This window comes from Kitasatospora sp. NPDC034023, assembly GCF_055575795.1.
The window spans coordinates 20,959-45,938 of the sequence record NZ_JBVIRY010000030.1; the positions used below are offsets into that span (position 1 = coordinate 20,959).

At 72.7% G+C, this 24,980-nt stretch carries 20 protein-coding genes; 9 read left to right on the plus strand and 11 right to left on the minus strand.

What is annotated here, in order from left to right; genetic code table 11:
- The first annotated feature begins 83 nt into the window (after positions 1-83).
- The 3 genes from ACZ52R_RS31825 to ACZ52R_RS31835 all read left to right on the plus strand — a co-directional run bounded on the left by ACZ52R_RS31825 (position 84) and on the right by ACZ52R_RS31835 (position 2,430).
- Positions 84-1,085: an ArsR/SmtB family transcription factor gene (locus tag ACZ52R_RS31825; RefSeq protein WP_465618825.1), complete on the plus strand. Its 1,002-nt coding sequence runs from the start codon at positions 84-86 to the stop codon at positions 1,083-1,085.
- Positions 1,086-1,535: 450 nt separating this feature from the next.
- Entirely contained in the window at positions 1,536-1,934 is a 399-nt protein-coding gene (locus ACZ52R_RS31830) for a hypothetical protein (RefSeq protein ID WP_465618826.1), read from the plus strand.
- A gap of 97 nt (positions 1,935-2,031) precedes the next feature.
- A complete protein-coding gene (locus tag ACZ52R_RS31835; protein WP_465754586.1) occupies positions 2,032-2,430 on the plus strand; it encodes a hypothetical protein in 399 nt (132 codons plus the stop codon).
- 295 nt (positions 2,431-2,725) lie between these two features.
- Here the strand turns inward: ACZ52R_RS31835 and ACZ52R_RS31840 are convergent, their stop codons facing one another.
- The 6 genes from ACZ52R_RS31840 to bioB all read right to left on the minus strand — a co-directional run bounded on the left by ACZ52R_RS31840 (position 2,726) and on the right by bioB (position 11,199).
- Complete coding sequence (locus ACZ52R_RS31840; RefSeq protein ID WP_465754620.1) at positions 2,726-5,662, minus strand: AfsR/SARP family transcriptional regulator; 2,937 nt, start codon at positions 5,660-5,662, stop codon at positions 2,726-2,728.
- Between the two features lie 201 nt (positions 5,663-5,863).
- Positions 5,864-7,213, minus strand: coding sequence for a serine/threonine-protein kinase (locus ACZ52R_RS31845; RefSeq protein ID WP_465618828.1), 1,350 nt, complete (start codon positions 7,211-7,213; stop codon positions 5,864-5,866).
- A gap of 160 nt (positions 7,214-7,373) precedes the next feature.
- Entirely contained in the window at positions 7,374-7,820 is a 447-nt protein-coding gene (locus tag ACZ52R_RS31850; protein ID WP_465754587.1) for a hypothetical protein, read from the minus strand.
- 77 nt (positions 7,821-7,897) lie between these two features.
- Entirely contained in the window at positions 7,898-8,632 is a 735-nt protein-coding gene (gene bioD / locus ACZ52R_RS31855; RefSeq protein WP_465618830.1) for a dethiobiotin synthase, read from the minus strand.
- Positions 8,629-9,933, minus strand: a complete 1,305-nt coding sequence (locus tag ACZ52R_RS31860) for an adenosylmethionine--8-amino-7-oxononanoate transaminase (RefSeq protein WP_465663138.1) — start codon at positions 9,931-9,933, stop codon at positions 8,629-8,631. Before ACZ52R_RS31860 ends, bioD begins: the two co-directional genes overlap by 4 nt.
- Before the next feature lie 30 nt (positions 9,934-9,963).
- Complete coding sequence (bioB, locus tag ACZ52R_RS31865) at positions 9,964-11,199, minus strand: biotin synthase BioB (RefSeq protein WP_360502880.1); 1,236 nt, start codon at positions 11,197-11,199, stop codon at positions 9,964-9,966.
- A gap of 270 nt (positions 11,200-11,469) precedes the next feature.
- Here bioB and ACZ52R_RS31870 point away from each other — a divergent pair, with 270 nt between their 5' ends.
- Positions 11,470-12,348 (plus strand): hypothetical protein, encoded by an 879-nt coding sequence (locus ACZ52R_RS31870; protein WP_465754588.1) that lies wholly within the window; start codon positions 11,470-11,472, stop codon positions 12,346-12,348.
- Positions 12,349-12,490: 142 nt separating this feature from the next.
- Here the strand turns inward: ACZ52R_RS31870 and ACZ52R_RS31875 are convergent, their stop codons facing one another.
- Positions 12,491-14,983: a DEAD/DEAH box helicase gene (locus ACZ52R_RS31875; RefSeq protein ID WP_465754621.1), complete on the minus strand. Its 2,493-nt coding sequence runs from the start codon at positions 14,981-14,983 to the stop codon at positions 12,491-12,493.
- A 14-nt stretch (positions 14,984-14,997) separates the two neighbouring features.
- Positions 14,998-15,558 (minus strand): hypothetical protein, encoded by a 561-nt coding sequence (locus ACZ52R_RS31880; protein WP_465754589.1) that lies wholly within the window; start codon positions 15,556-15,558, stop codon positions 14,998-15,000.
- A gap of 316 nt (positions 15,559-15,874) precedes the next feature.
- Between ACZ52R_RS31880 and ACZ52R_RS31885 the strand changes: the two genes are divergently transcribed.
- Both ACZ52R_RS31885 and ACZ52R_RS31890 read left to right on the plus strand, forming a co-directional pair.
- Positions 15,875-17,074 carry an 8-amino-7-oxononanoate synthase gene (locus ACZ52R_RS31885; RefSeq protein ID WP_465663146.1) on the plus strand — a complete coding sequence of 400 codons (1,200 nt, stop codon included), beginning with the start codon at positions 15,875-15,877 and terminating at the stop codon, positions 17,072-17,074.
- A gap of 40 nt (positions 17,075-17,114) precedes the next feature.
- Positions 17,115-17,624 carry a ubiquitin family protein gene (locus tag ACZ52R_RS31890; RefSeq protein ID WP_465754590.1) on the plus strand — a complete coding sequence of 170 codons (510 nt, stop codon included), beginning with the start codon at positions 17,115-17,117 and terminating at the stop codon, positions 17,622-17,624.
- Here ACZ52R_RS31890 and ACZ52R_RS31895 read toward each other — a convergent pair.
- Together ACZ52R_RS31895 and ligD are read right to left on the minus strand one after the other, a co-directional pair.
- Entirely contained in the window at positions 17,610-18,287 is a 678-nt protein-coding gene (locus tag ACZ52R_RS31895; RefSeq protein ID WP_465754591.1) for a GNAT family N-acetyltransferase, read from the minus strand. The genes ACZ52R_RS31890 and ACZ52R_RS31895 overlap by 15 nt on opposite strands.
- 43 nt (positions 18,288-18,330) lie before the next feature.
- On the minus strand, positions 18,331-19,338 hold the full coding sequence (gene ligD, locus ACZ52R_RS31900) for a non-homologous end-joining DNA ligase (RefSeq protein WP_465663150.1): 1,008 nt from the start codon (positions 19,336-19,338) through the stop codon (positions 18,331-18,333).
- Positions 19,339-19,480: 142 nt separating this feature from the next.
- On the opposite strand from ligD, the gene ACZ52R_RS31905 reads away from it, so the two are divergent.
- Complete coding sequence (locus ACZ52R_RS31905; RefSeq protein ID WP_465618848.1) at positions 19,481-20,542, plus strand: ATP-dependent DNA ligase; 1,062 nt, start codon at positions 19,481-19,483, stop codon at positions 20,540-20,542.
- Positions 20,543-20,653: 111 nt separating this feature from the next.
- Here ACZ52R_RS31905 and ACZ52R_RS31910 read toward each other — a convergent pair whose 3' ends face one another.
- Entirely contained in the window at positions 20,654-22,015 is a 1,362-nt protein-coding gene (locus tag ACZ52R_RS31910; protein WP_465618850.1) for a serine hydrolase domain-containing protein, read from the minus strand.
- Positions 22,016-22,651: 636 nt separating this feature from the next.
- On the opposite strand from ACZ52R_RS31910, the gene tdh reads away from it, so the two are divergent.
- Positions 22,652-23,680 (plus strand): L-threonine 3-dehydrogenase, encoded by a 1,029-nt coding sequence (gene tdh, locus ACZ52R_RS31915; protein WP_465618852.1) that lies wholly within the window; start codon positions 22,652-22,654, stop codon positions 23,678-23,680.
- Positions 23,681-23,710: 30 nt separating this feature from the next.
- Positions 23,711-24,904: a glycine C-acetyltransferase gene (locus tag ACZ52R_RS31920; RefSeq protein WP_360502912.1), complete on the plus strand. Its 1,194-nt coding sequence runs from the start codon at positions 23,711-23,713 to the stop codon at positions 24,902-24,904.
- Positions 24,905-24,980 lie beyond the last annotated feature (76 nt).

Sequence of the window (24,980 nt, forward strand, 5' to 3'; positions counted from 1 at the left end):
GCGGGCGGCCATGCATTAGCCTCTGGGCCTAATGGTCAAGAACGGGCCAGGTCACAGTGGTTGCAAGAGCCGGGGGAGGGTTCGTGATCACACTGAGATTCGGGGTCGCGGACCTCGCGAAGACCCGGTTCGTCATCTCACCGCTCGACCACCTGATGACCGGAGCCGCGCGCCTCGGCGTGCACGACTGCGTCGGGCTGCGCAGCGAACGCTGGTGGCGGGGGGTCCGCCGCCATGTGCCGCACCGGGCCGGGCGCTTCCTCGACCTCGTCAACGCGAGCGCGATCGGCGTTCCCAGCTTCATGGCAGCGGACCTCGACGCCGTGCGCCGGCAGCTGACCGACGAGCTCGACGCGATCCTCGCCGTACCGCAACAGGCCGTCGAGCAGGACCTCGCGATGTTCGGCAGCGAAACCGAACTCCCCACCGCCCTCGCCCGGTTGCGCGACGACGGCACCCGGGGCCTGCGCGAGGTCAGCGACGGTGCCTGGGCACTGTTCCGCTCCTGCCTCGCCCCGGACTGGCCCGAGATCCGCCGCGTCCTGGAAGCCGACATCGCCGCCCACACCCGCACCACCGGTCGTTCCGGGATCGGCGCGATGCTCGACTCGCTGCACCCGAACGCGGTCTGGCGGGACGAGGGAGTGCTGGAGTGCACCGTCGCCGATCTGGACGGCACCTTCGAACTGGGCGGCCGGGGCCTGGAACTGCGACCCAACTACTTCCTCCAGCACGGCATCGGCCTGCTGGCCGACCAGAACCGCCAGAGCGTGCTGCTTCACCCGGTCGGCGCCCCGACCGCCGAGCCGCCGTCCCGTCCGCCGACCGCCGACGGCCTCGCCGCCGTCCTCGGCCCCGCCCGGGCCCGCGTCCTGCGCGCCATCGCGGGCAGCCCCTGCTCCACCACCGAACTCGCCCACCAGCTCGGCGTCACCCCGCCCTCCGCCTCCGCGCACGCCGCCGCCCTGCGCGGAGCCGGCCTGATCGTCACCCAGCGCCAGGGCAAACAGGTCCGCCACACCCTGACCGATGTCGGCCACGACCTCCTGGTCGACAACCCGGCACCCCCGGCCCCCGCCGCCTGACCGCCTGACCGCACGGCCGGGCACCCGCACGGTGGCCCGGTAGGAGAGACGGGAGACTTGCCGGGCATCAATCGCCTCGCCTCTCCTCGCCTTCCTTCCCCCGTATGTGAACGGTGAGGAAATGGTCGGTGAATTGTTCCTCCGCCGGGATTCGCGTCCGACCAGCCTCATCGGGCTTGCTGTGCGCGACGGCGCGGTGCTTTCGGCGTCCGGTGCCCCGGTGTGCGCGGCGGGCCCGGCGGGGCGTCAGGCCTGCGTACGGGCCATGAGTACTCTTGCGGGACGCGGCTCCGGCTGACACGATCCGGTGGCCGGTCCGTCGGCCGCCCCCGGGGAAATCCGGGACCGGCGCCGGGCGATGATCGGCGAACCACTGCCGTCCGCCGCCGGTCCGGGCATCATGGGCCGCGACGGGACGTTCGCGGAACAGGCGGAACAAGGAGTCGACCGATGAGAAGGCCGATGATGGAGTTCGGCTGCGCGACCTGTTACGGCGAGGACGCGCAAGCCGTGTGGCGGGGGCAGCGGGAAGGGTTCGAGCAGGAGAGCGAGGTGGTGGACGGCTCGCACTTCTCGGTCGACGTCCGGCGCTGCCGGGCCTGCTCGCAGCGGTTCGTCTGGATCTTCACCGAGTCCGTCGACTGGATGGGCGGGGACGACGCCCAGTACGTGACGGTCATGCCGCTCACCACCGCCGAGGCCACCGGCCTGGTATCCGGCACGCTGCGCCCACACGACCTGGGCGCCCTCGGCCGTGACCGCCGCCGCCTGGAGCACGACTGGCCCACCGGCGGCCCGGCCGGCCTCCACTGGAACTCCGGCACGTTCAGGGTCGCGGAGGCCCGCTGAGGCCCGCTGAGGCCCGCTGAAGCCCCGGCCCGGCCTGCGGAAATGCCCGTCGGAATAATGGGCCCCTGGGGACGACCGCGGGGACCAGGGGGACGGGATGAGCGAGGCGATCAGCGAGTTCGGCTGCGCGCTGTGCTACGGCGAGGACGCGCGGGAGGCGTGGGAGCGTCAGGGCGACGGGTTCGAGCGCGTGGCGGAGGTCGTCGACGACTCGCACTTCTCCGTCGCCGTGCGGCGCTGCCGGGCCTGCTCGCAGCGGTTCGTCTGGATCTTCACCGAGTTCATCGACTGGCGGGGTGGCGACGACGCGCAGTACAACACCATCATGCCGCTGACCGACGCCGAGGCCGCCGGCCTGGTATCCGGCAGCCTGCGCCCCCTCGACCTGGGCGCCCTCGGCCACAACCGCCGCCACCTGAACCAGGACTGGCCCAGTGGCGGGCCGGCCCGCCTGGGGTGGAAGACCGGCCCGTTCATGGTCCGGGAAGGCGGCTGAGGCAACAGGGGGCCGTCGTCGTGTTGATCGGCTGTCCACCGACTCCTGCGAGGGTTCGGACGCTTGGTCGGACACGAGTAAGGAGCGTCCTCAGTGGGTCGAAAGGTTGTTGTCCGCGCGGTGGTTGCCGGTGCGGCGGTCCTGGCGTCGGTGATGGGTGCCGTCGCCGTGGTCGCGGGAGATCCCGGGCGGCACGGCTCGCCGGCCGAGCCGCCGGCGCAGGCCTGCGGCGGGTCGGCCGACGTGCACTGTCTGGCGAGTACGGTCGCGTGGAACGGGACCGGCCTTGTGATCGTCATTCCTCGCGGCAGGTGAGGGCGCGATCGGCGGTGGCCAGCGCGGTCAGCAGCAGCTTCGCGTCGGCGGACTCAGGAGCGCTCAGCCGGCTGAGTAGCAGGTGGGCCTCCGCCTCGTGATGCCGCGCCGCGCGGTGGTCGCCACGGGCGGTCATCGCATTGGCCGACACCAGGTGGGCGAGGGCGCGTTCGCGCTGTCGCCCGCCTTCCGTCGCCAGGGCCAGTGCCCGCTCCGCCTCCTGCACGGCCTCGTCGACCCGTCCGAGCAGGCGCAGGAGGTCGGCCAGGCGGCTGCGGGCCGCCGACTCGCGGTCCAGGTCGCGGGCGGGGTTCGCGCAGTCGATGCAGGAACGCATCTGCGCGGCGGCGTCGTCGAGTCGGTCCAGCACCTGGTAGGCGAGGCCGAGGACGTAGTGCACGTACGCGGTCATCGCGGGGTCGGAGGTTCCGCCGGCGGGTTCGGCGAGGAGCAGTCGGCAGGTCTTTGCCGCGGTTGCCGCGTGGCCGCTGCGGATCCGGGACAGGGCCGCGTTCGCGGTGCTCGCCACCTCGCCCGACCGGTGGCCGAGCCGCCGGGCGAGAGCCGCCGCCTCGTCGAACGCGGCGATCGCCTCCTCGTGCCGCCCCTCGGCTTGCGCGATCAGGCCCAGGTCGTTCAGCGCCTGCCGGAGAACGGGCAGGTCGGCGGCCTCCTGGCAGGCCTGCGCGGCCTGGCGGGCCTGTGCGCCCGCCTCGTCCAGCCGGGCGCGGGCCAGCAGGATCGTGCCCAGGAGGAACCGGGAGCGGCCCTCAGCGGCGCGATCGCCGGATGCGACGGCGGCGGTGATGAGGAGGCGGGCGGCCTCCTCCGCGCGGCCGCCGAAGGCGCCCAGGCCGAGCGGGCTGAGGGCGATCAGCAGGTCGATGGCCGATCGCACGGCGGTGCCGCATTCCGCATCGCGCAGGGCGGCGGTGGCGACGGCGGCCGCGAGTGCCACGGCGCCGGGTGTCTCGGTCCGTGCCCACCGGCGGGCGTCCGCCAGGTCGGTGAAGGGTGATCGGGCGGGCGGGCGCAGGGTCGCCGGTGGGGTGGGCTGGGGGCTCGACAGGGGGGTCGGCTGTGGGTTCGGCCGGGGGGTCGCCGGTGGGCTCGGCTCGCCGAAGACGTCGGCCACGGGGTCGCCGGGTACGGCGAGGGCGAAGGCCGTCCGGGCGCGGCCGAGCAGCAGGGTCAGCAGCCGGTGGTGGGCCGAGGCCCGCTCGTCGTCGCCGAGCCGCAGGGAGGCTCGGCGGGCGAAGGCACGCACCAGGTCGTGGAAGCGGTAGCGACCGGCGCTCATCGACTCCAGCAGCGCCTGGTCGACCAGCGATTCGGCGAGCCGCTCCGCCTGGTCCTCCGTCAGGGCGAGGACCGCGGACGCCGACGCGAGGCCGATGTCCGGTTCCACCCAGGAGAGCAGCCGGAAGGCCGTCGCCAGGGGTGGTGGGAGCAGGCGGTAGCTGAGGTCGAAGACCTGCTCGATGGCGAGGTCGCTCGTGCGGAGCGCGGCGATGCCCTCACGGTCCTCGGCCAGCCGCTGGACGAGATCGGCGATCGGTTGGCGTGGAGTCGCGGCGAGTCGGGCTGCGGCGATCCGTACGGCCAGGGGGAGCCGGCCGCAGGCCTCGACCAGCAGCTCGGCCTGGCCGCTCTGCGCGGACCGGCGCGCCGTGCCGATGACGGAGTCGAGCAGGCCGATCGCCTCGTGCTCGCTGAACACGTCCAGCGGAACGTTCAGGACCGACGGCACGCTGTAGAGCACCGTCCGGCTGGTGACCACGACCGCGCAGTCCGACGAGCCGGGGAGCAGGGGCTGGATCTGGGCGTCGTCGCGTGCGTTGTCGAGGAGGATGAGAAGTCGCTTGCCGGCGCTGGCGGTTCGGAAGAGGGCGGACCTGCCCGCGAGGTCCTTGGGTACGGCTGACGGCCGGACGCCCAGCGTGGTCAGGAACTCCGCGAGGATGTCGGACGGGCTGGCAGGGACCAGGTCGGCGCCCCGCAGGTCCGCGTACAGGCGGCCGTCGGGGAAGTCGGGGCGCACGGTGCGCGCGGCCTGCACGGCGAGGGCCGTCTTCCCGACCCCGGCCATGCCGGTCACGGTCACCAGCCGCAGGCCCGGGCCGGTCTGTGCGGTCAGGGCTTGGCCGATCTGGGCGACGTGGTCGTGTCGGCCGGTGAAGTACGGTGGTGCCGGTGGGAGTTGGTCCGGTCCTCCGCTTCCGTCGAGCTCGTGGAACAGGGCGGCGAGCTCGGGCCCCGGCTCGATCCCCAGGTGGTCCACCAGCCGCGAGTGCAGCGCGTCGTAGACCGCGCGGGCCTCGGGGGTGCGGGACAACCGGTGCAGTGCGCGGATGAGCAGACCTTGCAGGCGCTCGCGGAACGGGTGGGCGTCGGCGAGTGCTTCAAGCTCCGGCAGGTAGGCGGCGGGATCGGCGATCGTCACGTCGAGGGCGAGGCGCTCCTCCAGGAGCGTGAGACGCAGCTCCGAAAGCCGTTCCCGCTCGTGCTGCATGAGCGGCCCCGGCAGGTCGAGGAGCGGTTCCCCGTGCCATAGCGACAGCGCTTCCGCCAGGAGACCCCGGGCACGCTCCGGCTGCTCGGTGAAGCAATTCCCGGCCGCCTCCTGCAGCTGTTTGACCCGCCACAGGTCGACGCGGTCCGCGTCGATCGCCAGCCGGTACCCGCCGGCCTGGGACAGCAGGACGGTTGGCGTCTCACGCACCGGCTCCAGGAGCTTGCGCAGCTGCGAGATGTACGACCGCAAGGTGACGACGGGCGAACCGGGCGGCTGGTCGCCCCAGAGGTCGTCGGTCAACTGATCGACCGTCACGACCGCGTCGGGCCGCAACAGAAGTGCGGCCAACACCGCCCGCTGCCGCGGAGTCCCGAGATCGAGGGCGGTACCGGAGTTGAGGATAAGTCAGATTGCATCGGAGTCGCCTGCCTTGACGCCGGCGAGGAACGACTGCCACTGCCACACGCTGTGCGAGGACTTCGTCCAGGACCTGGGCGTGACCAGCGCGATGGGAGACACGGCGTGGAACTCCTTGGGACGGGTACGGAATGAGAGCCAATCGTAAGTCCTTGCGAGGGCACGGATCCGGCTCTTTCCTCGCGCTCAGTCTTTCCGTTCACGCCTCGTCGAGGTGGGGAACCGGACGAGGCCGTGGATGAGCATCGCGGCTCCGAGGCCGTAGCTGTAGGCGCCGGAGCTGAGGGTGTCGAAGCCCCGTGCCGTTGCAATCCTGTCCAGGTAGTAGAGAAACAGCCCGGTATTGAGGACGGCGGCGAGAGCGTGTACGTACCGGGGCCAGCGTGGGACGGGAAGCGTGCGGGTGCGGCGCGCGAGGAACAACGCTGCCGCGCAGGTGCCGACGCCGAGTGCGACGGCCGCGACGACCGGCCAGGAGCCGCGGGCCAGGCTCGTGATGGCGACCGATGACCCTTCGACCGGGGGCAGGACCGTGGCGAGTGCCAGTGCCGCGATGGCAATCCAGAAGGGGAAGACGTTGCGGACCGGTGGGGCCGCGCCCGCGGGTGGCGTGACCGGCGGAGAGACCACTGGAGAGACCGTCGGAGCGGCCACGGCGCCGGGCATCGGGTGGGCGACCGGTGGCGGACGCCAGGCGGTGATCGGCGGAGCGGCCTCGGTGGGCGGCCGGCCGTCGACCGGGACCAGGGTGAGTTCCTCGATGAGCGCGGTCACGGACGGGCGCTGCGCGGGCTCCTTGGCCAGGCAGCGGGCGATGACCTCCAGTCCCTGCGGGAGTCCGGAGAGGTCGGGTTCCTCGTACGCGATACGGAAGTTGAGCGCCTGCGCCGAGCCGGTGCCGAAGGGGCCGGTTCCGGTGGCCGCGTAGGCGAGGACGGCACCGAGGGCGAACACGTCGGTGGCCGGTGTGACGGGCCTGCCGAGGAGTTGTTCGGGGGCCATGAAGCCGGGTGTGCCGACGATCATCCCGGTGCGGGTGAGCGCGGTGGCCTCGGCGGCCACGGAGATGCCGAAGTCGACCACCCGGGGGCCGTCCGGGGCGAGCAGGACGTTGGAGGGCTTGAGGTCCCGGTGGACGAGGCCGGCCGCGTGAATGGCCTCCAGCGCCTCGGCGAGGCCCGCGCCCAGGGCTCGTACGCTCTCCACCGGCCACGGGCCGTGGGCCGCGATCGCCTGGTCGAGGGCCGTTCCGGGGACGTACGCGGTGGCGAGCCACGGGGTCGCGTTCTCCGGGTCGGCGTCGACGACGGCGGCCGTGAAGAAGCCGTTGACCCTCCGGGCGGCGGCCACCTCGCGGGCGAACCTGCGCCGGAACTCGGGATCCTGGGCGAGTTCCGGCCGCACCACCTTCACCGCGACCGACCGGCCACTCGGCGAGTGCCCGAGGTAGACCCGGCCCATCCCGCCGGCGCCGAGCAGCCCGGTGATCCGGTACCGCCCCACCTGCCGCGGATCGGTCGGTTGCAGCTCGTCCACCAGGATCTCCCCTCGCCCACGCCGGTGTGCCCCCGACTCAGCGTGATTACACACCAACTGGGGCCGCATCGGGCCGACAAGGGCAGTCGGTGCTCTGGATCCGGAGCCGACGCGTGCGGGCTTCGAGCGGGTTCGACGCCCGCGCCGGATCGTACGGCTCTCAGCTGTCGTTGAGGGCGTAGCTGCGGAAGGTGGCGAGCAGGGGCAGGACTTCGGTCTTGCCGGGGTCTTCGGTGACGGCCCGCATCGCGTCGATCACGGTGTGGGCGATGATCTTGGTGATGGCGATGTCTTCCGGGTCGGCGAGGGTGCCCCAGGCCTTGAGGGTCTGGGTGAGCAGGGCGCTCATCCGGGCGCCGATGTTGGAGCTGACCGCATCGGAGATCTCGGCGAGTTCCTCGTCGCTCATGGTGGAGCGCAGCCCGAAGGCCAGCGCCATCAGGGTGTCCATCGCGTGTTCGCCGTACGCGGCGACCAGCGCCGGCAGCGGCTGTTCCTGGGCGCTGCCCGCCGCCAGGGCGGACAGCGCCTCGTCGTCGTCCTTCCACGCCGCCTCCAGGGCGGCCAAGGCCCGCAGGGCCTCGTCCACGGTGAGCCCGTCTGTCATGGAAGGAACGGTATTGAGCCGTAGTGCCCGTACCCATGGTTCGGGCGCAGAGATCACACCTTCGAGCGAAGCCGGGCCTATTCGGGCCGGTGGAGGTGTGCGAAGTGCTCCGCGTTCCAGCTGCCGCCCAGCTCGGGGGCGAGGGAGGTGCGGGCGAGGGCGGCGAAGTCCTCGGCCGAGCCCGCGCGTTCCGGCAGGGCGCCGAGCAGGGGGGCGCCGGCGGAGCGCGGCAGGTCGGCGAGGTTGCAGCGTTCGGCGAGGCCGGGGGCGGCGGGCCAGGAGCCGACGAGGACGCCCGTGAGGGGGAGTTCGCGCGCCGCCAGGGCCTCCGCCGTGAGGGAGACGATGTTGAGCGTGCCGAGTCCGGCGGAGGCGATGAGCAGGACCTCGGCGTCGAGCCCGGCGTCGAGGACGGCCCGGGCCTGGTCGGCGAGGGTGCGGCCCTCGTCGTCGTAGCGGACCAGCAGGCCGCCGGCGCCCTCGACCAGCACCAGGTCGTGCGTGGCGGCGAGTTCGGCGACCTCGGCCACCACCTCGGCGGGGGAGAGGTACGGCATCCCGGCCCGCCGGGCGGCGGTGTCGGGGGCCAGCGGCTCGGGATAGCGGACGAGCTCGCGGAGCGTCAGTTCGCCTGCCAGGCGGGCGACTTCAGCGGCATCGCCCGGCTCCTCGGCGGTCACACCGGTCTGGCCCGGCTTGAGCACGGCGACCCTGCGGCCGTCCTGCAGCGCCGCCGAGGCGACGGCCGCCGTGGCGACGGTCTTGCCGACGTCCGTGTTCGTCCCGGTCACGAAGAGGATGCGCGCGCTCATCCCGCCACCGCCGCCGCGGTCACGGCGGCAGCGATCCGTGCCACGTCCTCGTCCTCCGTCACGTAGGGGGGCATCGTGTAGATCAGGTCGCGGAAGGGGCGTAGCCAGACGCCCTCCCGCGCGGCCGCCTCGGTCGCCGCCGGGACGTTCACCGGGTGGTCCAACTGGACGACGCCGATGGCGCCTTGGACCCGTACGTCGTGGACGCCCGGCACCGTCGCGGCTGCCGCGAGGCCGTCGCGCAGCCCGCCCTCGATGCGCTTGACCCGCACCGCCCAGTCCTGTCCGAGCAGGAGGTCCAGCGAGGCGTTGGCGGCGGCGCAGGCCAGCGGGTTGCCCATGAAGGTCGGGCCGTGCGCGAGCACCGGCATCTCGCCGCGGCTGATCCCGTCGGCGATCTCGCCGGTGCACAGGGCGGCGGCCAGGGTCAGGTAGCCGCCGGTGAGGGCCTTGCCGAGGCACATCACGTCCGGGGAGACGCCCGCGTGGTCGGCGGCGAACAGGGCGCCGCTGCGGCCGAATCCGGTGGCGATCTCGTCGAAGACCAGCAGCACCCCGTACCGGTCGCAGAGTTCGCGCAGCATCCGCAGGTAGGCGGGGGAGTGGAACTGCATGCCGCCCGCGCCCTGGACCACCGGCTCGACGATGACGGCGGCCAGCTCGTCCGCGTGACGCGCCATCAGTTCCTCGAACTGGGCGGCGTATTCGGCGTCGAGCGGGGCGTCGAACCCGGCCGGCGGCTGCGGCGCGAAGAGCTGGCCGGGCAGCACCCCGCCCCACAGGTGGTGCATCCCGCCGTCCGGGTCGCAGACCGACATCGGGTGGAAGGTGTCGCCGTGGTAGCCGCCGCGCCAGGTCAGCAGCCGGCGCTTGCCCGGCCGCCCGATCGACTGCCAGTACTGCAGGCACATCTTCATCGCGACCTCGACCGAGACCGAGCCCGAGTCGGCGAGGAAGACGTGCTGCAGCGGCTCCGGGGTGATCTCGACCAGCCTGGCTGCCAGCCGGACGGCGGGCTCGTGGGTGAGCCCGCCGAACATCACGTGGCTCATCCGCCCCAGCTGCTCGCGTACGGCCTCGTCCAGCACCGGGTGCCGGTAGCCGTGGATCGCCGCCCACCAGGACGACATCCCGTCGACCAGCTCGCGCCGGCCGCCCGCGACCGGTTCGGCCAGGCGCAGCCGTACGCCCGACGCGGACTCGACCACGTACGGGGTGACGGTGCCGGGCATCGGCCCGTACGGGTGCCAGACGTGGGCGCGGTCGAGGGTGAGCAGCGTGTCCGCGGACAGCTGGGGCATGGTGGGCGACTCTCCAGAGCGGTGGAACGGTCAGGCGTTGGGCGCGAGTTCGGTGCCGGCGCCGCGTCGGCGGACCTTGACGAGGTCGCTGCGGAGCTCGTCGTCCTCCGAGCCGTCCGGGGTGGCGGGCTCGGCCGGGGCGGTGGTGGCCTCCGCCGGGGCGTGGGAGTGGCCGCCGCACGGGCCGCAGCCGCCGCCGCTGCCGCAGGCCGAGGCTGCGGTGCCGCAGCCGCCGGTGGCCTGGGCCGCGTCGGCGATGTCGGCGCGGTGGCGCGGCAGGGTGGCCTCGCCGGCGCCCTCGACCTCGAAGCCGGCGTCCTTGATCATGTCGAGGTCGGCCTGACCGGCCTGGCCCTCGCTGGTCAGGTAGTCGCCGAGGAAGATCGAGTTGGCGATGTGCAGGCCGAGCGGCTGCATCGTGCGCAGGTGGACCTCGCGGCCGCCGGCGATCCGCACCTCGGTGTCCGGGTTGACGAAGCGGACCATCGCCAGGATGCGCAGGCAGCGCTGCGGGGTGAGGTTCCACTCCTTGGCGAGCGGGGTGCCCTCGAAGGGGATCAGGAAGTTGACCGGGACGGAGTCCGAGCCGAGCTCGCGCAGCGCGAACACGACGTCGACCAGGTCCTCGTCGCTCTCGCCCATGCCTGCGATCAGGCCGGAGCAGGCGGACAGGCCCGCGCCGTGGGCCTTCTGCACGGTGTCCACCCGGTCCGCGTAGGTGTGGGTGCTGGTGATGGCCCCGTAGGTGCTCTCGGAGGTGTTGAGGTTGTGGTTGTAGGCGTCGGCGCCGGCCGCCTTGAGCCGCTCCGCCTGGTTGTCGGAGAGCAGGCCGAGGCAGACGCAGATCTCGACCGCGGGGTCGGCGTCCTTGATGGCGGCCATCGTGTCGGTGACCCGGTCGATGTCGCGGTCCGTCGGGCCGCGGCCGCTGGCCACCAGGCAGACCCGCTTGGCGCCGCCGGCCACCCCGGCGCGGGCGGCGTCGGCGGCCTGGTCCGGCTTGAGCCAGGTGTACTTGAGGATCTCGGCCTTGGACCCGAGCCGCTGCGAGCAGTACGAGCAGTCCTCCGGGCAGAGCCCGCTCTTGAGGTTCACCAGGTAGTTGAGCTTGACCCGGCGGCCGAACCAGCGTCGGCGCACCTTGCCGGCCGCGGCGACCACGTCGAGCAGCTCGTCGTCGGTGGTGGCGAGGACGGCCAGGGCCTCCTCGCGGGTCGGGACGTCGCCGCGCAGGCCCTTGGCGGTGAGGGTATCGAGCAGATCCATGGGGCGATCCTGCCTGCTGGTGATCGAGCGGCGCCAGAGCAAACCCGCCAGAAGATCGGTGTGAGGATGTGCCGATTGCCACAGTGTCGAAGGTCACGGCTCCGTCGCTGGTCACGAGCTTGACGCGGACGCCGGACGAAGGTTACCGACGGGTAGCGCTCAGGGGTGGACGGGCCGCACGGGAGCGGAGCGCAAGCCCGGCGCGGACGATGATCCACAACCCCCGCCCCCGTGACCCACGCCACCCCCGGGATGCTTAGAATCTGCGCCATGACCACGCAGGGGGAGCGCACCCCGACTCCGGGAGAAGGCCAGGAAGGCCGGGCAGGGCAGGAAGACCGGGCAGGCCAGGCGGGACAGCAGGTCGCCGAGGGGGCCGGTCCCAGGCGGGGCCGACGACTGACCGGCCGTCGGGCGGTGGGCTGGGTCGTCGTGGTCGTCGTGGTCGTGGCCGGCGGATGGATCATCACCCGCCCGATGCCCGGCGACTACATACCCGGGCTCGGCCCGTCCGCCAAGGACGCCGCGAAGACGCCGCCGGTGGTGGGCTCCCCGCCGCCGCGCACCGACCCCGAGGGTCTCAACGTCGACAACTTCTTCCCGGCCCAGCGCCCGGTCGAGGTCGGCACCTTCAAGGCACGGCGCAACGGGGCCCGGCAGGGCGACAACTGCGCCGAGGTGCTCCAGGACCGCGCCCAGGACCCGCTGAAGGACAGCGGCTGCCAGGCGTACCTGACCGTCAGCTTCACCGGCCAGGACCGCCCGGTGCTCAGCAACGTCACCCTGCTGCGCTTCCCCGACCTGGCCTCCGCCGCCAAGGCCGCCGAGGCCCTGCGGGCCAAGCCCGGATCGGTCGCCTTCATCCTCGCGGACGCCACCGCCGCCCCCGCGCAGCCCGTCGGCGCCAACCCGGGCGGCGACCCGCGGGTCGAGGCGGTCGGGCACTACGTGACGGTCACCGGCTCGCGGACCGGCGACGGCCGCCCGGCCGCCTCCACCCCGAGCAGCACGGGCGCGCCCGCCACGGGGGCACCCGCCGCCGGTGCCCCGACGCCGACCGGCTCGGCAGCGCCCAGCACCGAGCAGACCCTGGACGAGGCCACCCGCGCGCTCTCCTACGCGGCGGGCTCGGCGTTCGTCTGGATGTGACCGGCCCGTCCGTTGGATGACGGGCCCGTTCGTTGGACGTGACGGCCCCGCTCGCGGCCCCTTCCGTCCGGACGGGCCCGCCGAGGGCGAAAGCCGAAGGGGGGCCCGGAAAAACCGGCCCCCCTTCGCGGTTGACGATCCGTCAGCCGCCGAGCCGGTCCACCGCGGTCACCCGCACCACCGCCCGGCCCTCCTCGTCCGAGCCGAACAGGTCCACCTCGGCGCTGATGCCCCAGTCGTGGTCGCCCTCCGGGTCGTCGAAGATCTGCCGGACCCGCCAGGCGGAGTCCTCCTCCTCGATGATCAGCATCTTCGGGCCGCGCGCGTCCGGGCCGGTGCTCAGGTCGTCGTACTCGTCCCAGTACCCGTCCATGGCGTCCGCCCAGCGGTCCGCGTCCCAGCCGTACTCGCCGTCCAGCGCCGCGAGCTCCTCGTAGTGCTCCAGCGCGCACAGCTCGACCCGGCGGAACATCTCGTTGCGGACCAGCACCCGGAAGGCGCGCGCGTTGGCCGTGACCGGCGCCGGCTTGTCGTCCAGCCGCACCTCGGCGGCCTGCGGATCGGTCGGGTTGGCCAGCTGCTCCCACTCGTCCAGCAGGCTCGAGTCGACCTGGCGGACCAGCTCGCCGAGCCACGCGATGACGTCCTTGAGGTCGTCGGTCTTCACGTCCTCGGGGACGGTCTGCTCCAGCGCCTTGTACGCGCCCGCCAGGTAGCGCAGCACGATGCCCTCGGTGCGCGCCAGCTCGTAGAAGCCGACGTAGTCCGAGAAGGTCATCGCCCGCTCGTACAGGTCGCGGACCACCGACTTCGGCTGCAGCTGGTGGTCGCCGATCCACGGGTGCGCCCCTCGGTACACCTCGTAGGCGTGGGTGAGCAGCTCCTCCAGCGGCTTCGGGTAGGTGATCTCCTGGAGCCGCTCCATCCGCTCCTCGTACTCGATGCCGTCCCGCTTCATCTCGCCGATGGCCTCGCCGCGCGCCTTGTTCTGCTGCGCGGCGAGGATCTGGCGCGGGTCGTCGAGGGTCGCCTCGACGACGGAGACGACGTCCATCGCGTACGACGGCGAGGTCGGGTCGAGCAGCTCGAAGGCGGCCAGCGCGAAGGTCGACAGCGGCTGGTTGAGCGCGAAGTTCTCCTGCAGGTCCAGCGTGAGCCGGACGATCCGGCCGTCGGCGTCGGGCTCCGGCAGCCGCTCCACCACACCGCCCTGCAGCAGCGAGCGGTAGATGGCGATCGCGGTGCGGATGTGCCGGCGCTGCGCCACCCTGTCCTCGTGGTTGTCGGTGAGCAGCTTGCGCATCGCCTCGAAGGCGTTGCCGGGGCGGCCGATCACCGACAGCAGCATCGCGTGGGTCACCTTGAACCGGGACACCAGCGGCTCCGGGTCGGCGCCGATCAGCCTCTCGAAGGTCTCCTCGGTCCAGCCGACGAAGCCCTCCGGCGCCTTCTTGCGCACCACCTTGCGCTTCTTCTTCGGGTCGTCCCCGGCCTTGGCGATCGCCTTGTCGTTCTCGATCACGTGCTCCGGCGCCTGCGCCACCACCTGGCCGACGGTGTCGAAGCCGGCCCGGCCGGCCCGCCCGGCGATCTGGTGGAACTCGCGGGCACGCAGGATGCGCACCCGGGTGCCGTCGTACTTGGACAGGGCCGTGAACAGCACCGTGCGGATCGGCACGTTGACGCCGACACCCAGCGTGTCGGTGCCGCAGATCACCTTCAACAGGCCCGCCTGGGCGAGGCGTTCGACCAGTCGGCGGTACTTCGGCAGCATGCCCGCGTGGTGCACGCCGATGCCGTGGCGCACGTAACGGGACAGGTTGCGGCCGAACTTGGTGGTGAAGCGGAAGTTGCCGATCAGGTCGGCGATGGCCTCCTTCTCCGCCTTCGAGCACATGTTGATGCTCATCAGCGACTGCGCCCGCTCCACCGCCTCCTTCTGCGTGAAGTGCACGACGTAGACCGGCGCCTGGCCGGTCTGCAGCAGCTCCTCGAGCGTGTCGTGCATCGTGGTGCGGCGGTACTCGTAGAACAGCGGCACCGGGCGGGTCGCGTTGCGGACCACCGTCGTCGGACGGCCGGTCCGGCGGGTCAGGTCCTCCTCGAAGCGGCGGACGTCGCCGAGCGTCGCCGACATCAGCAGGAACTGCGCCTGCGGCAGCTCCAGCAGCGGGATCTGCCAGGCCCAGCCGCGGTCCGCCTCGGCGTAGAAGTGGAACTCGTCCATGACCACCTGGCCGATGTCCGCCCGCGTGCCGTCGCGCAACGCGATCTGGGCGAGCACCTCGGCGGTGCAGCAGATGATCGGCGCGGTCGGGTTCACGCTCGCGTCGCCGGTCATCATGCCGACCTGCTCGGTGCCGAACATCTTCACCAGGTCGAAGAACTTCTCCGACACCAGCGCCTTGATCGGCGCGGTGTAGAAGGTCCGCTGCCCCTCCGCCAGCGCCGCGAAGTGCGCCCCCGCCGCCACCAGGCTCTTGCCCGACCCGGTCGGCGTCGCCAGGATCACGTTGTTCCCCGACACCAACTCGATCAGCGCCTCCTCCTGCGCCGGGTACAGCGTGATCCCCCGCTCCTCCGCCCAGGCGGCGAACGTCTCGTACAGCGCGTCGGGCGTGGCGGGCTTCGGCATCAGATCAAGGAGGGTCACCCGGCTATCTTGCCTGCTCGCGGCCACCCCGGGCAAAGCCCGGGGCTAGGAGGGGACGCGCGGGGCGGCGGCGGGCAGCTGCACGGTGTTGTGGCACTCGTACGCGGTCGCGCGGCCCGGCCGACCTTCAGGGCGATGTCCGCGTACGCCTGCCCCACCCCAGCCGGGGAGGTGCCGTCGATGTGGTCCCCGCTGACCTGCACGCCGACGTACGGCGGCGCGGCGCGGCCGGTGTCCGGCTGCGTGCCCTGGAAGTCGCACGACACGTAGAGCCGGACTCTGTCGTGGTTCACGATCCAGCCGGTCGCACCGGGCCCGAAATCCAGCGGGGTGACCGAGCCGAGGCGGGCGTCGCTCGCGCGGTCCGCGTCGACCCCGTTCCACGGCGGCCTGATGTCCACGTCGAGCAGGAAGGCGCCGCCCGTCCACGTGACGGTGCAGCGGTAGTCGCGGTCCCCGGACTCGGGCTTCTCGAGGGTGGCGATCTCCCGGGCCGGCTTGGGCTCGACGGCCTTCCCGTCCGGGCCGGCCAGCGGCTTCAGATCGTTCTCGTCCACGAGCGACCAGCACGCGTGCTCCGGCAGGTCCGCGGACTGCCACGGCTTCCACGCCCACAACCCCCCACCGACCGCCGCCGCCACCACGAGGGCGACGGCGGCGTGCCAGGGGCGGATCCGGGACGGCCGCCGGGGCGGGTCGTCCGGGGACGGCGGGATGATGTGGGCGACATGAAGCCTTTGCGAGGGGAAGGGTTTAAAGGTCCGAGAGATGGAATTGAGGTTAAGTTTGAGTGAACGACACGGGGCTTGTGCCCCAAAGCTGTGCCGAGCGGCACATTGCCTGGCCCGCGAGGGCCGTGCCAGAGTGCCGGGCATGGTCCACCCGCCTGCCTCCGAACCGCACACCGCCGAGCTCGCTCCGGCGAACGTCTTCGACTGGCTCGACGAGGCCGCCGAGCTGCGCGCCGAGGCCGGCCTCACGCGTACGCTGCGCAGCCGGCCCGCCGAGGACCCGGTGCTCGACCTCGCCGGCAACGACTACCTGGGGCTGACCCGGCACCCCGTGGTGACACGGGCGGCTGCCGAGGCCGCGCTGCGCTGGGGCGGCGGGGCGACGGGCTCGCGGCTGGTGACCGGGACGACCGCGCTGCACACCGAACTGGAGGAGGAACTCGCCGAGTTCTGCGGGGCCGAGGCGGCACTGGTGTTCTCCTCCGGGTACACGGCGAATCTGGCCGCGCTCACCGCGCTCACCGACCCGGACACCCTGATCGTGTCCGACGCCTACAACCACGCCTCCCTGATCGACGGCTGCCGGCTCTCCCGCTCCGACGTCCACCGCGCCCCGCACAGCGACCCGGCGGCCGTCGCCGAAGTGCTCGCCGCCCGGACGCAGCGGCGGGCGCTCGTCGTCACCGACTCGGTGTTCTCGGTGGACGGCGACGCCGCCCCGCTGGCCGCGCTCTCCGAAGCCGTCCGCGCGCACGGCGCCGCCCTGCTCGTGGACGACGCGCACGGGCTGGGCGTCCTCGGCCCCGGCGGCACCGGGGCCCTCGCGGCGGCCGGGCTCGCCGGGCGGCCGGACACCGTCGCCACCGCGACCCTCTCCAAGTCCCTCGGCTCCCAGGGCGGCGCCGTCCTCGGCCCGCGCCGGGTGATCCGCCACCTCACCGAGACCGCCCGCACCTTCATCTTCGACACCGGCCTCGCCCCGGCCGCCGCCGGCGCCGCCCTCGCCGCCCTGCGCCTGCTGCGCGCCGAACCGGCCCGCGCCGAACGCGCCCGCGAGGTCGCCCGCACCCTCGCCCGGCAACTCACCGCCGTCGGCCTGCACGCCTGCGAGCCGGACGCCGCCGTGGTCTCCGTCCGCGCCCCGGGCCCCGAGGCCGCCGTCGCCTGGGCCGCCGACTGCCGCCGCGCCGGCCTCGCGGTCGGCTGCTTCCGCCCCCCGTCCGTCCCGGACGGCATCTCCCGCCTGCGCCTGACCGCCCGCGGCGACCTGACCGACGGGCAGATCGCCGACGCGGTGCGGATCATCGCCGAGCTGGCCCCGGCGGGCGCCCGGCCCGACTAATCGCTCGGCGCGGCCGGGCGTGCCCGGGCAGGATGGCGGCATGCCGGATCTGCTGTGGGACGACGTCGCGTGGCTGCTCGACCCCTCCGGCGGGGGCTACCTCCCCGACGTGATCATCGCGGACACGACGGTGGCGGACTGGCAGGCCGTGCTCGATCTGGTCGAGGAACAGGGCTGGGAGTCCGCATACGTCGAGGGTCGCTCTGCGCGGCCGCTGCCACCGGCCGAGGTCGTGCTGTCCAGGCCGGCCGGTGCCGAGTGCCCGAGCCTGTCGGTGTGGCCCGTGCCCGACGTGTGCGCGATCTTCCGGTTCACTTCGGACGAGGAGATCGACTTCGACGTCGACCTCCGGGAGCTCCAGGGGCAGGAGCGGCTGGACGTCCTCTGCGGGTTCCTGGCGGCGATCGGGCGGCGGCTGGGCAAGTCGGTTCCGATGTTCTTCGAGAGCAGCGTCGCGCAGCCGCCGTTCCTCGGGTACGACGTGGCAGCAGACCGGGTCCGGCTGCTGTGGGAGCCGCCGTCCGGCGGGAGTGGATCAGACCGGCCCTGACACCAGCAGCGCTTCCGCGCCGATCGGGCGGTAGCCGGCGGCCTGGAAGGCGCGGACGCTGGGGGCGTTGCCGGGAGCCTGTTGGGCCCAGATCGTGTCGCCTTCGGGGAGGAGGTGGCGGGCGGCGCCGGCGAGGGTGCGGCCGAGGCCGCGGTTCCGGGTGTGCGGGTCGACCTCGACGGCGCACTCCCAGCGGCCGGCGACGCCGCGACCGAGGATGAGGACGCCGCCGTCGTTGACGCCGCCGTCGGTGGTGAAGACGCGGACGTCCTCGCGGTAGCGCAGGGCCCGGAGCACCCGGGGGTGCTCGCGGTCCCGGACTTCGGTCAGTGGCAGCGGCGGCTCACCCGGCAGGCGGTCGGCGACCGTCAGCAGGTCGATGTTGTTGACGGTGCGTCCGGTGCGTTCGCCGAAGGCGGTCAGGAAGGGCGGGCAGAGCGGGGCGGACAGCGGGTCGCCGAGGGTGGCGGCGAGCGTCGAGTGCACCCAGGCCGGGTCCTCGTCGGTGAAGACGACCGCGTGGGCGGCGAAGGACACCACTCCGGTCTCGCGCGGTGACGGCTGCGGCACCACCGTGACCGATCCGTCCGGCGGGGGGAACACCCCGCCTGCCGCGTCCGCCAGGATCTCTGCCAGCCCCCGCACGCCCGTCTCCACGCCCATCCGCGCCCCCAACCGTCGAAAGGGCCAGCCTATGCCGCTGCCTTCAGTGCTTGCGGGCCCGGCTCGGCTGGACGCGGGTGGGTTCGCCTGCCGCCTTGGGGTGGTCGGGCGGGTAGGGGAGTTCGCCGAGGCCCTCGTCGTGCAGTTGCTTGTCGTACAGCTCCAGGAGGCCTTCGAGGCGGAACGCCTGGCCGTCCATCTCCGCGTTGGGGTCGCCGAGTTCGGCGAAGCGGGCCGGGACGGTGCGCAGGTCGAAGTCCTCGGGGGTGGCGTCGTCGAGTTCGTCCCAGTGCAGCGGGGTGGAGGCGGTGGCGCGGGGGCGGGCGCGCAGGGAGTAGGCGGAGGCGATGGTGCGGTCGCGGGCCATCTGGTTGTAGTCGACGAAGATCCGTTCGCCGCGTTCCTCCTTCCACCAGGCGGTGGTGACCTTGCCGGGCATCCGCTGTTCCAGGACCCGGCCGAGGGCGATGACCGCGTGCCGGCCGTCGGTGAAGGTCCACTCGGGTTCGAGCGGCACGTACACGTGCAGGCCGCGTCCGCCGGAGGACTTGGGCCAGCCGCGCAGTCCGTGCTCTTCGAGGAGGGCGCGCAGTTCGTGGGCGGCGCGGGCGGCGTCGTGGAAGTCGGTGCCGGGTTGCGGGTCGAGGTCGATGCGCAGTTCGTCCACGTGGTCGGTGTCGGTGCGCCGTACGGGCCAGGGGTGGAAGGTGAGGCAGCCGAGGTTGGCCGCCCACAGGACGGCGGCGGGCTCGGTGGGGCAGATCTCGTCGGCGGAGCGGCCGCTGGGGAAGTTGATCCGGGCGGTGGGCAGCCAGTCCGGCAGGCCTTTGGGGGCGCGTTTCTGGTAGAAGAACTCGCCGTCGACGCCGTCCGGGAAGCGCTGCAGTGTGGTGGGGCGGTCGCGCAGGCCGCGCAGTACTCCGTCGGCGACGGCCAGGTAGTACTGTGCGACGTCCAGCTTGGTGAAGCCGCGCTCGGGGTAGTACACCTTGTCCGGGTTCGACAGTCGGACGGTGCGCCCGGCGACTTCCAGTTCCACGGCTGAGCCCATGCCATTCACGCTAAGCGCGCGGGGCCCCGTGCGCCCCCCGAGTCCCGCGCACACCCCCGGACCCTGGCGAACGTCCCGAGCCCGGCGAACGCCCCCCGAGCCTGGCGCGCGCCCCGGCGGGAACGGGGCGAGGATCGGACGCATGGACCTGCCCGTGATGCCGCCAGTGGCGCCGATGCTCGCCAAGTCGGTGGCCAAGATCCCGCCCGGGATGCAGTACGAGGCCAAGTGGGACGGCTTTCGCACCATCGTGTTCCGCGACGGTGCCGAGGTGGAACTCGGCAGCCGCACCGGAAAGCCGCTGACCAGGTACTTTCCCGAGCTGGTCGAGGCCTTCCGGCGCGAGTTGCCGCCCCGCTGCGTGCTGGACGGGGAGGCGGTGATCGCCCGCGACGGCCGGCTGCGCTTCGAGGAGCTGCTGGAGCGCATCCACCCCGCCGCGAGCCGGGTGAAGCTGCTCGCCGAGCAGACCCCGGCCTCCTTCGTCGCCTTCGACCTGCTCGCCCTCGGGGACGACTCGCTGCTGGACGAGCCGCTGTCGGTGCGCCGCCCGGCCTTGGAGGCGGCGCTCGCCGAGGCCGCCGACCCGGTGTTCACCGCCCCTGCCGTCACCGACCGGGACCTCGCGCAGACCTGGTTCGCCGAGTACGAGGGCGCCGGGCTGGACGGGGTGGTCGCCAAGCCGCTGGACCAGCCGTACCGGCCGGGGGAGCGGACCATGTACAAGATCAAGCACGAGCGCACCGCCGACTGCGTGGTGGCCGGCTACCGCGAGCACAAGAGCGGCCCGGTGGTCGGCTCCCTCCTGCTGGGCATCTTCGACACCGAGGGGAAGCTCCAGCACGTCGGCGTCTGCGCCGCCTTCTCGATGGCCCGCCGCCGCGAACTCGTCGAGGAGCTGGCCCCGTTGCGGATGGACGACCTCGCCCGGCACCCCTGGGGCGCCTGGGCGGACGAGGCCGCGCACGCCGAGGGCCGGCTGCCCGGCGCGGTCAGCCGCTGGACCGGCGGCAAGGACCTGTCCTGGATCGCGCTGCGTCCCGAGCGGGTGGTCGAGGTCGCGTACGACCACATGGAGGGCACCCGCTTCCGGCATACCGCGCAGTTCCGCCGCTGGCGGCCGGACCGCACCCCGGAGAGCTGCACCTACGAGCAGTTGGAGGAGCCGGTCTCGTACGACCTCGGCAAGGTGCTCGGAATCTGACGGATCGTCAGTCGTCAACACTGCTGACACTGAAAGGCCGAACACGGGCGGAACGCCGGCGGCCCGAACGGAAAGGGTCCGTTCGGGCCGCCGGCGTGTGGGTGCGGGAGGTCAGGAGACGCGCAGCGAGCCGGTGCCGCTCGCGGTGGCCGAGGGCCCCGACGGCGAGCCCGTGCCGCCGGTGATCGTGGCGAAGGCGGACGGCGAGCCGGAGGTCGAACCGGACGCCGACCCCGAGCCCGGCGCCGACGGCGCGGCGGTCGCCGGCGGGATCGAGTAGACGTTCTTCGGCGAGATGATCTTGGTGATCGCGTTCGCGAACAGCGACGACGGCTCCGAACCCTGGTACAGCACATCGGTGTTGAGCAGCATCGCCAGCGTGCTCTGCGCCTCCGGCAGGTACACGGCCACGCTCTCGTAGCCGGGCATCGAGCCGTTGTGTCCGATCCACCCGTAGTTGTTGAACAGCCCGAAGCCGTACGTGACGCCGGGGTCGCCGGTCGGCAGGGTCTTCAGGCGTTCGGCCTGGGTGGCCGGTTTGACGAGGGTGCCGGTGGCCATGGTCTTGGCCCAGCTCTCCAGGTCGGCGAGGGTGGTGATGACGGCCCCGGCGGTCCAGGCCCAGGACGGGTTCCAGTTGGTGGCGTCCTCGATCGCCCCCGTGGGCGTCTGGTCGGTGTAGCCGTGGGAGTGCGGGTCGGGGATGCTCGCGTCGACGGGGAAGCTGGTCTTGGCGAGCGAGGCGGGGGTGAACACCTGGTCCTTGAGGAACGCGCCGGCGGGCTGCCCGCCGACCTTCTCGATCAGCTTGCCCAGGATGATGTAGTTGCTGTTGTTGTACTGGAACTGGGTGCCGGGCGGGGAGACGGCGGGGTGCTTGTACCCGTAGGCGAGCAGCTGGTCGGGGGTGAACACGTGGTTCGGGTTGCTGATCAGCGTGTTCACGAAGTCCGGGTCGGAGCTGTACGGGAACAGGCCGCTGCGCATCTCGCCGAGCTGGCGGACGGTGATCCCGTCGCCGCCGGGGACGCCGTCCACGTACTTGGAGATCGGGTCGTCCAGGGCCACCTTGCCCTGGTCCACCAGCCGCAGGACGGCGGTCGCGGTGAAGGTCTTGGTCTCGCTGCCGATCCGCGAGTACAGCCCGGGGTCCATCGCCGCGCCGCTGGTCTTGTCGGCGACGCCGAAGGACTTCTGGTACGTGCCGCCGGGCGTGATGATGCCGACCGAGATGCCGGGGACGGAGGCCTGGCTCATCACCTGCTGGATCGCGGAGTCCAGCTGTGAGGTGACGGCCGGGGTCAGTGGCACCACCGCGCCCGGGGACACGTTCACCGAGGTGGTGGGGGACGGGCTGAGCGCGGCCGGCTCGCCGGCGACCGCCGGGCCGCCGGCCGGCTGGGCGGGCTTCGAGTCGCCGGAGCAGGCCGCGGTGGCGAGCAGGCCGGTCAGGGCCAGGGCGGCGGCGGTCACGCGCCCTGCCGAACGGACAGCGGTCGATCGCGCAACGGCCGAGCCGGCACCGGCGGAGTGCGCACCGGCCGGTCGCGCAACGGTCGGGCGGATGGCGGCCGGTCGCGGCCGTCGGGTCTTGGTCATGTGGCGAGAGCGCCTCTCTGGGGCGGTCGGCCCCTTGGGCTGGGGCCCCGGAGTGCTGCTCCACGGGGCGCGGGGGAAGCGTCGCCACCGTAAGCACCGCTGCCGCCGGGCCGCGCGCGGGTCGGTTCCCGGCTGATCCGAACGGGCCCGTCGTCAGCCGAGTGCCCCAATCCGGCTGGCGGCCGCCATCAGGAACCGTCAAACCCGCTTAGAACCGGTCAAGCCCTTCCAAATGTCCCCGTCCACCCGCCGGTTGGAGTCGCGCCCGCCGCTCCGCGCTCGGCCGAACGAGTGAGCACCGGCATGCCGCACCCCCTGCCGGCCGCCGCTCGGGCACGATCGTTTAGCCCAGCTGTGGCCGTCCTTAAGAATTCCTCGATGGACCGCACCCCCTCCCACCAGGCAGATTTCTGCCTGCCCGGAGTGCGTCCGCCAGGACCGGCCGAACCGGGCCACCTCGGCCTGCCCGACCCCCGAAGGCCGTCCCCCCGCGCGTCAGGAGCCGCCCCCGTGAAGGCACTCGTCAAGCAGAAGGCCGAGCCCGGCCTCTGGATGATCGATGTCCCGAAGCCCGAGATCGGCCCCAACGAGGTGCTGATCAAGGTGCTGCGGACCGGCATCTGCGGCACCGACCTGCACATCCGCAAGTGGGACGGCTGGGCGCAGCAGACCATCAAGACCCCGCTGGTGCTCGGTCACGAGTTCGTCGGCGAGGTCGCCGAGATCGGCGCCGGCGTCGCGGACATCGCGATCGGCGACCTGGTCAGCGGCGAGGGCCACCTGGTGTGCGGCAAGTGCCGCAACTGCCTGGCCGGCCGCCGCCACCTGTGCCGCAACACCGTCGGCCTGGGCGTCAACCGCGACGGCGCCTTCGCCGAGTACGTGGCGCTGCCCGCCTCCAACGTCTGGGTGCACCGGGTGCCGGTCGACCTGGACGTGGCCGCGATCTTCGACCCGTTCGGCAACGCCGTGCACACCGCGCTGTCCTTCCCGCTGGTCGGCGAGGACGTGCTGGTCACGGGCGCCGGCCCGATCGGCATCATGGCCGCCGCCGTCGCCAAGCACGCCGGCGCCCGCAGCGTGATGATCACCGACGTCTCCCCGTACCGCCTCGACCTGGCCCGCGAGGTCGGTGTGACGCTGGCGCTCAACGTCGCCGAGCACACCATCGAGGAGGGCCAGCAGAAGCTCGGCCTGCGCGAGGGCTTCGACGTCGGCCTGGAGATGTCCGGCCGCCCCGAGGCGATGCAGTCGATGATCGCCAACATGACGCACGGCGGCAAGATCGCCATGCTCGGCCTGCCGGCCGACGACTTCGCCGTCGACTGGGCGCGGATCGTCACCTCGATGATCACCATCAAGGGCATCTACGGCCGCGAGATGTTCGAGACCTGGTACGCGATGTCCGTGCTGCTGGAGGGCGGCCTGGACCTCAGCCCGGTGATCACCGGCCGCTACGCCGCCGACGACTTCGCCGCCGCCTTCGACGACGCCGCGAGCGGCAACTGCGGCAAGATCATCCTCGACTGGACCGCCTGAGCCACCCCGCCGACGCAAAAGGAGCCTGTTGTGTTCGACAACGTGCGCGCCGACATCGCCACCACCCTCGACGAGATCCGCGAGGCCGGCCTGTTCAAGCCCGAGCGGGTGATCGGGACCCCGCAGAGCGCCGCGGTCACCGTCACCGGCGGCGGCAAGCCGGGCGAGGTGCTGAACTTCTGCGCCAACAACTACCTCGGCCTGGCCGACCACCCCGAGGTGCTGGACGCCGCCAAGGACGCCCTGGACCGCTGGGGCTACGGGATGGCCTCGGTCCGCTTCATCTGCGGCACCCAGGACGTCCACAAGCAGCTGGAGGACCGCCTCTCGGCGTTCCTCGGCCAGGAGGACACGATCCTCTACTCCTCCTGCTTCGACGCCAACGGCGGCGTCTTCGAGACCGTGCTCGACGACCGTGACGCCGTCATCTCCGACGCGCTGAACCACGCGAGCATCATCGACGGCATCCGGCTCAGCAAGGCCCGCCGCCACCGCTACGCCAACCGCGACATGGCCGACCTGGAGAAGCAGCTCCAGGAGACCCAGGACGCCCGCCGCCGCCTGATCGTCACCGACGGCGTCTTCTCGATGGACGGCTACGTCGCCCCGCTGCGGGAGATCTGCGACCTGGCCGACCGCTACGACGCCATGGTCATGGTGGACGACTCGCACGCCGTCGGCTTCGTCGGCGCGGGCGGCCGCGGCACCCCCGAGCTGCACGGCGTGATGGACCGCGTGGACATCATCACCGGCACCCTCGGCAAGGCCCTCGGCGGCGCCTCCGGCGGTTACGTCGCCGCCCGCCGGGAGATCGTCGCCCTGCTGCGCCAGCGCTCCCGCCCGTACCTGTTCTCCAACTCGCTGGCCCCGGTGATCGCGGCCGCCTCGCTGAAGGTGCTCGACCTGGTCGAGCAGTCCAACGAGCTGCGCGAGCGACTGGCGGCCAACACCGCGCTGTTCCGCACGAAGATGACCGAGGCCGGGTTCGAGATCCTGCCCGGCGACCACCCGATCGCCCCGGTGATGATCGGCGACGCGGCCGAGGCCGGCCGGCTCGCCGAACTGCTGCTGGAGCGCGGCGTGTACGTGATCGGGTTCTCCTACCCGGTGGTCCCGCACGGCCAGGCCCGGATCCGGGTGCAGCTGTCCGCCGCGCACTCCACCGAGGACGTCGAGCGCGCCGTCGCCGCCTTCGTGGACGCGCGCGCCGCGCTGGGGGAGTAACCCGCCGGGGAGCTACCCGCCGGGGAGCTACCCGCTGGGGGAGCAACCCCACCGAGACTGCCCGCGGGCCGGTCCG

What these genes read in the sequence shown, in the direction of transcription:
- bioD (WP_465618830.1), bottom strand. Translation starts at nt 8,632, where the DNA reads ATGAGCGCGCGCATCCTCTTCGTGACCGGGACGAACACGGACGTCGGC.
- ACZ52R_RS31860 (WP_465663138.1), bottom strand. Translation starts at nt 9,933, where the DNA reads ATGCCCCAGCTGTCCGCGGACACGCTGCTCACCCTCGACCGCGCCCAC.
- ACZ52R_RS31895 (WP_465754591.1), bottom strand. Translation starts at nt 18,287, where the DNA reads ATGGGCGTGGAGACGGGCGTGCGGGGGCTGGCAGAGATCCTGGCGGAC.
- ACZ52R_RS31830 (WP_465618826.1), top strand. Translation starts at nt 1,536, where the DNA reads ATGAGAAGGCCGATGATGGAGTTCGGCTGCGCGACCTGTTACGGCGAG.
- ACZ52R_RS31835 (WP_465754586.1), top strand. Translation starts at nt 2,032, where the DNA reads ATGAGCGAGGCGATCAGCGAGTTCGGCTGCGCGCTGTGCTACGGCGAG.
- ACZ52R_RS31905 (WP_465618848.1), top strand. Translation starts at nt 19,481, where the DNA reads ATGGACCTGCCCGTGATGCCGCCAGTGGCGCCGATGCTCGCCAAGTCG.
- ACZ52R_RS31850 (WP_465754587.1), bottom strand. Translation starts at nt 7,820, where the DNA reads ATGACAGACGGGCTCACCGTGGACGAGGCCCTGCGGGCCTTGGCCGCC.
- ACZ52R_RS31885 (WP_465663146.1), top strand. Translation starts at nt 15,875, where the DNA reads ATGGTCCACCCGCCTGCCTCCGAACCGCACACCGCCGAGCTCGCTCCG.
- ACZ52R_RS31890 (WP_465754590.1), top strand. Translation starts at nt 17,115, where the DNA reads ATGCCGGATCTGCTGTGGGACGACGTCGCGTGGCTGCTCGACCCCTCC.
- ACZ52R_RS31875 (WP_465754621.1), bottom strand. Translation starts at nt 14,983, where the DNA reads ATGCCGAAGCCCGCCACGCCCGACGCGCTGTACGAGACGTTCGCCGCC.
- ACZ52R_RS31870 (WP_465754588.1), top strand. Translation starts at nt 11,470, where the DNA reads ATGACCACGCAGGGGGAGCGCACCCCGACTCCGGGAGAAGGCCAGGAA.
- ligD (WP_465663150.1), bottom strand. Translation starts at nt 19,338, where the DNA reads ATGGGCTCAGCCGTGGAACTGGAAGTCGCCGGGCGCACCGTCCGACTG.
- bioB (WP_360502880.1), bottom strand. Translation starts at nt 11,199, where the DNA reads ATGGATCTGCTCGATACCCTCACCGCCAAGGGCCTGCGCGGCGACGTC.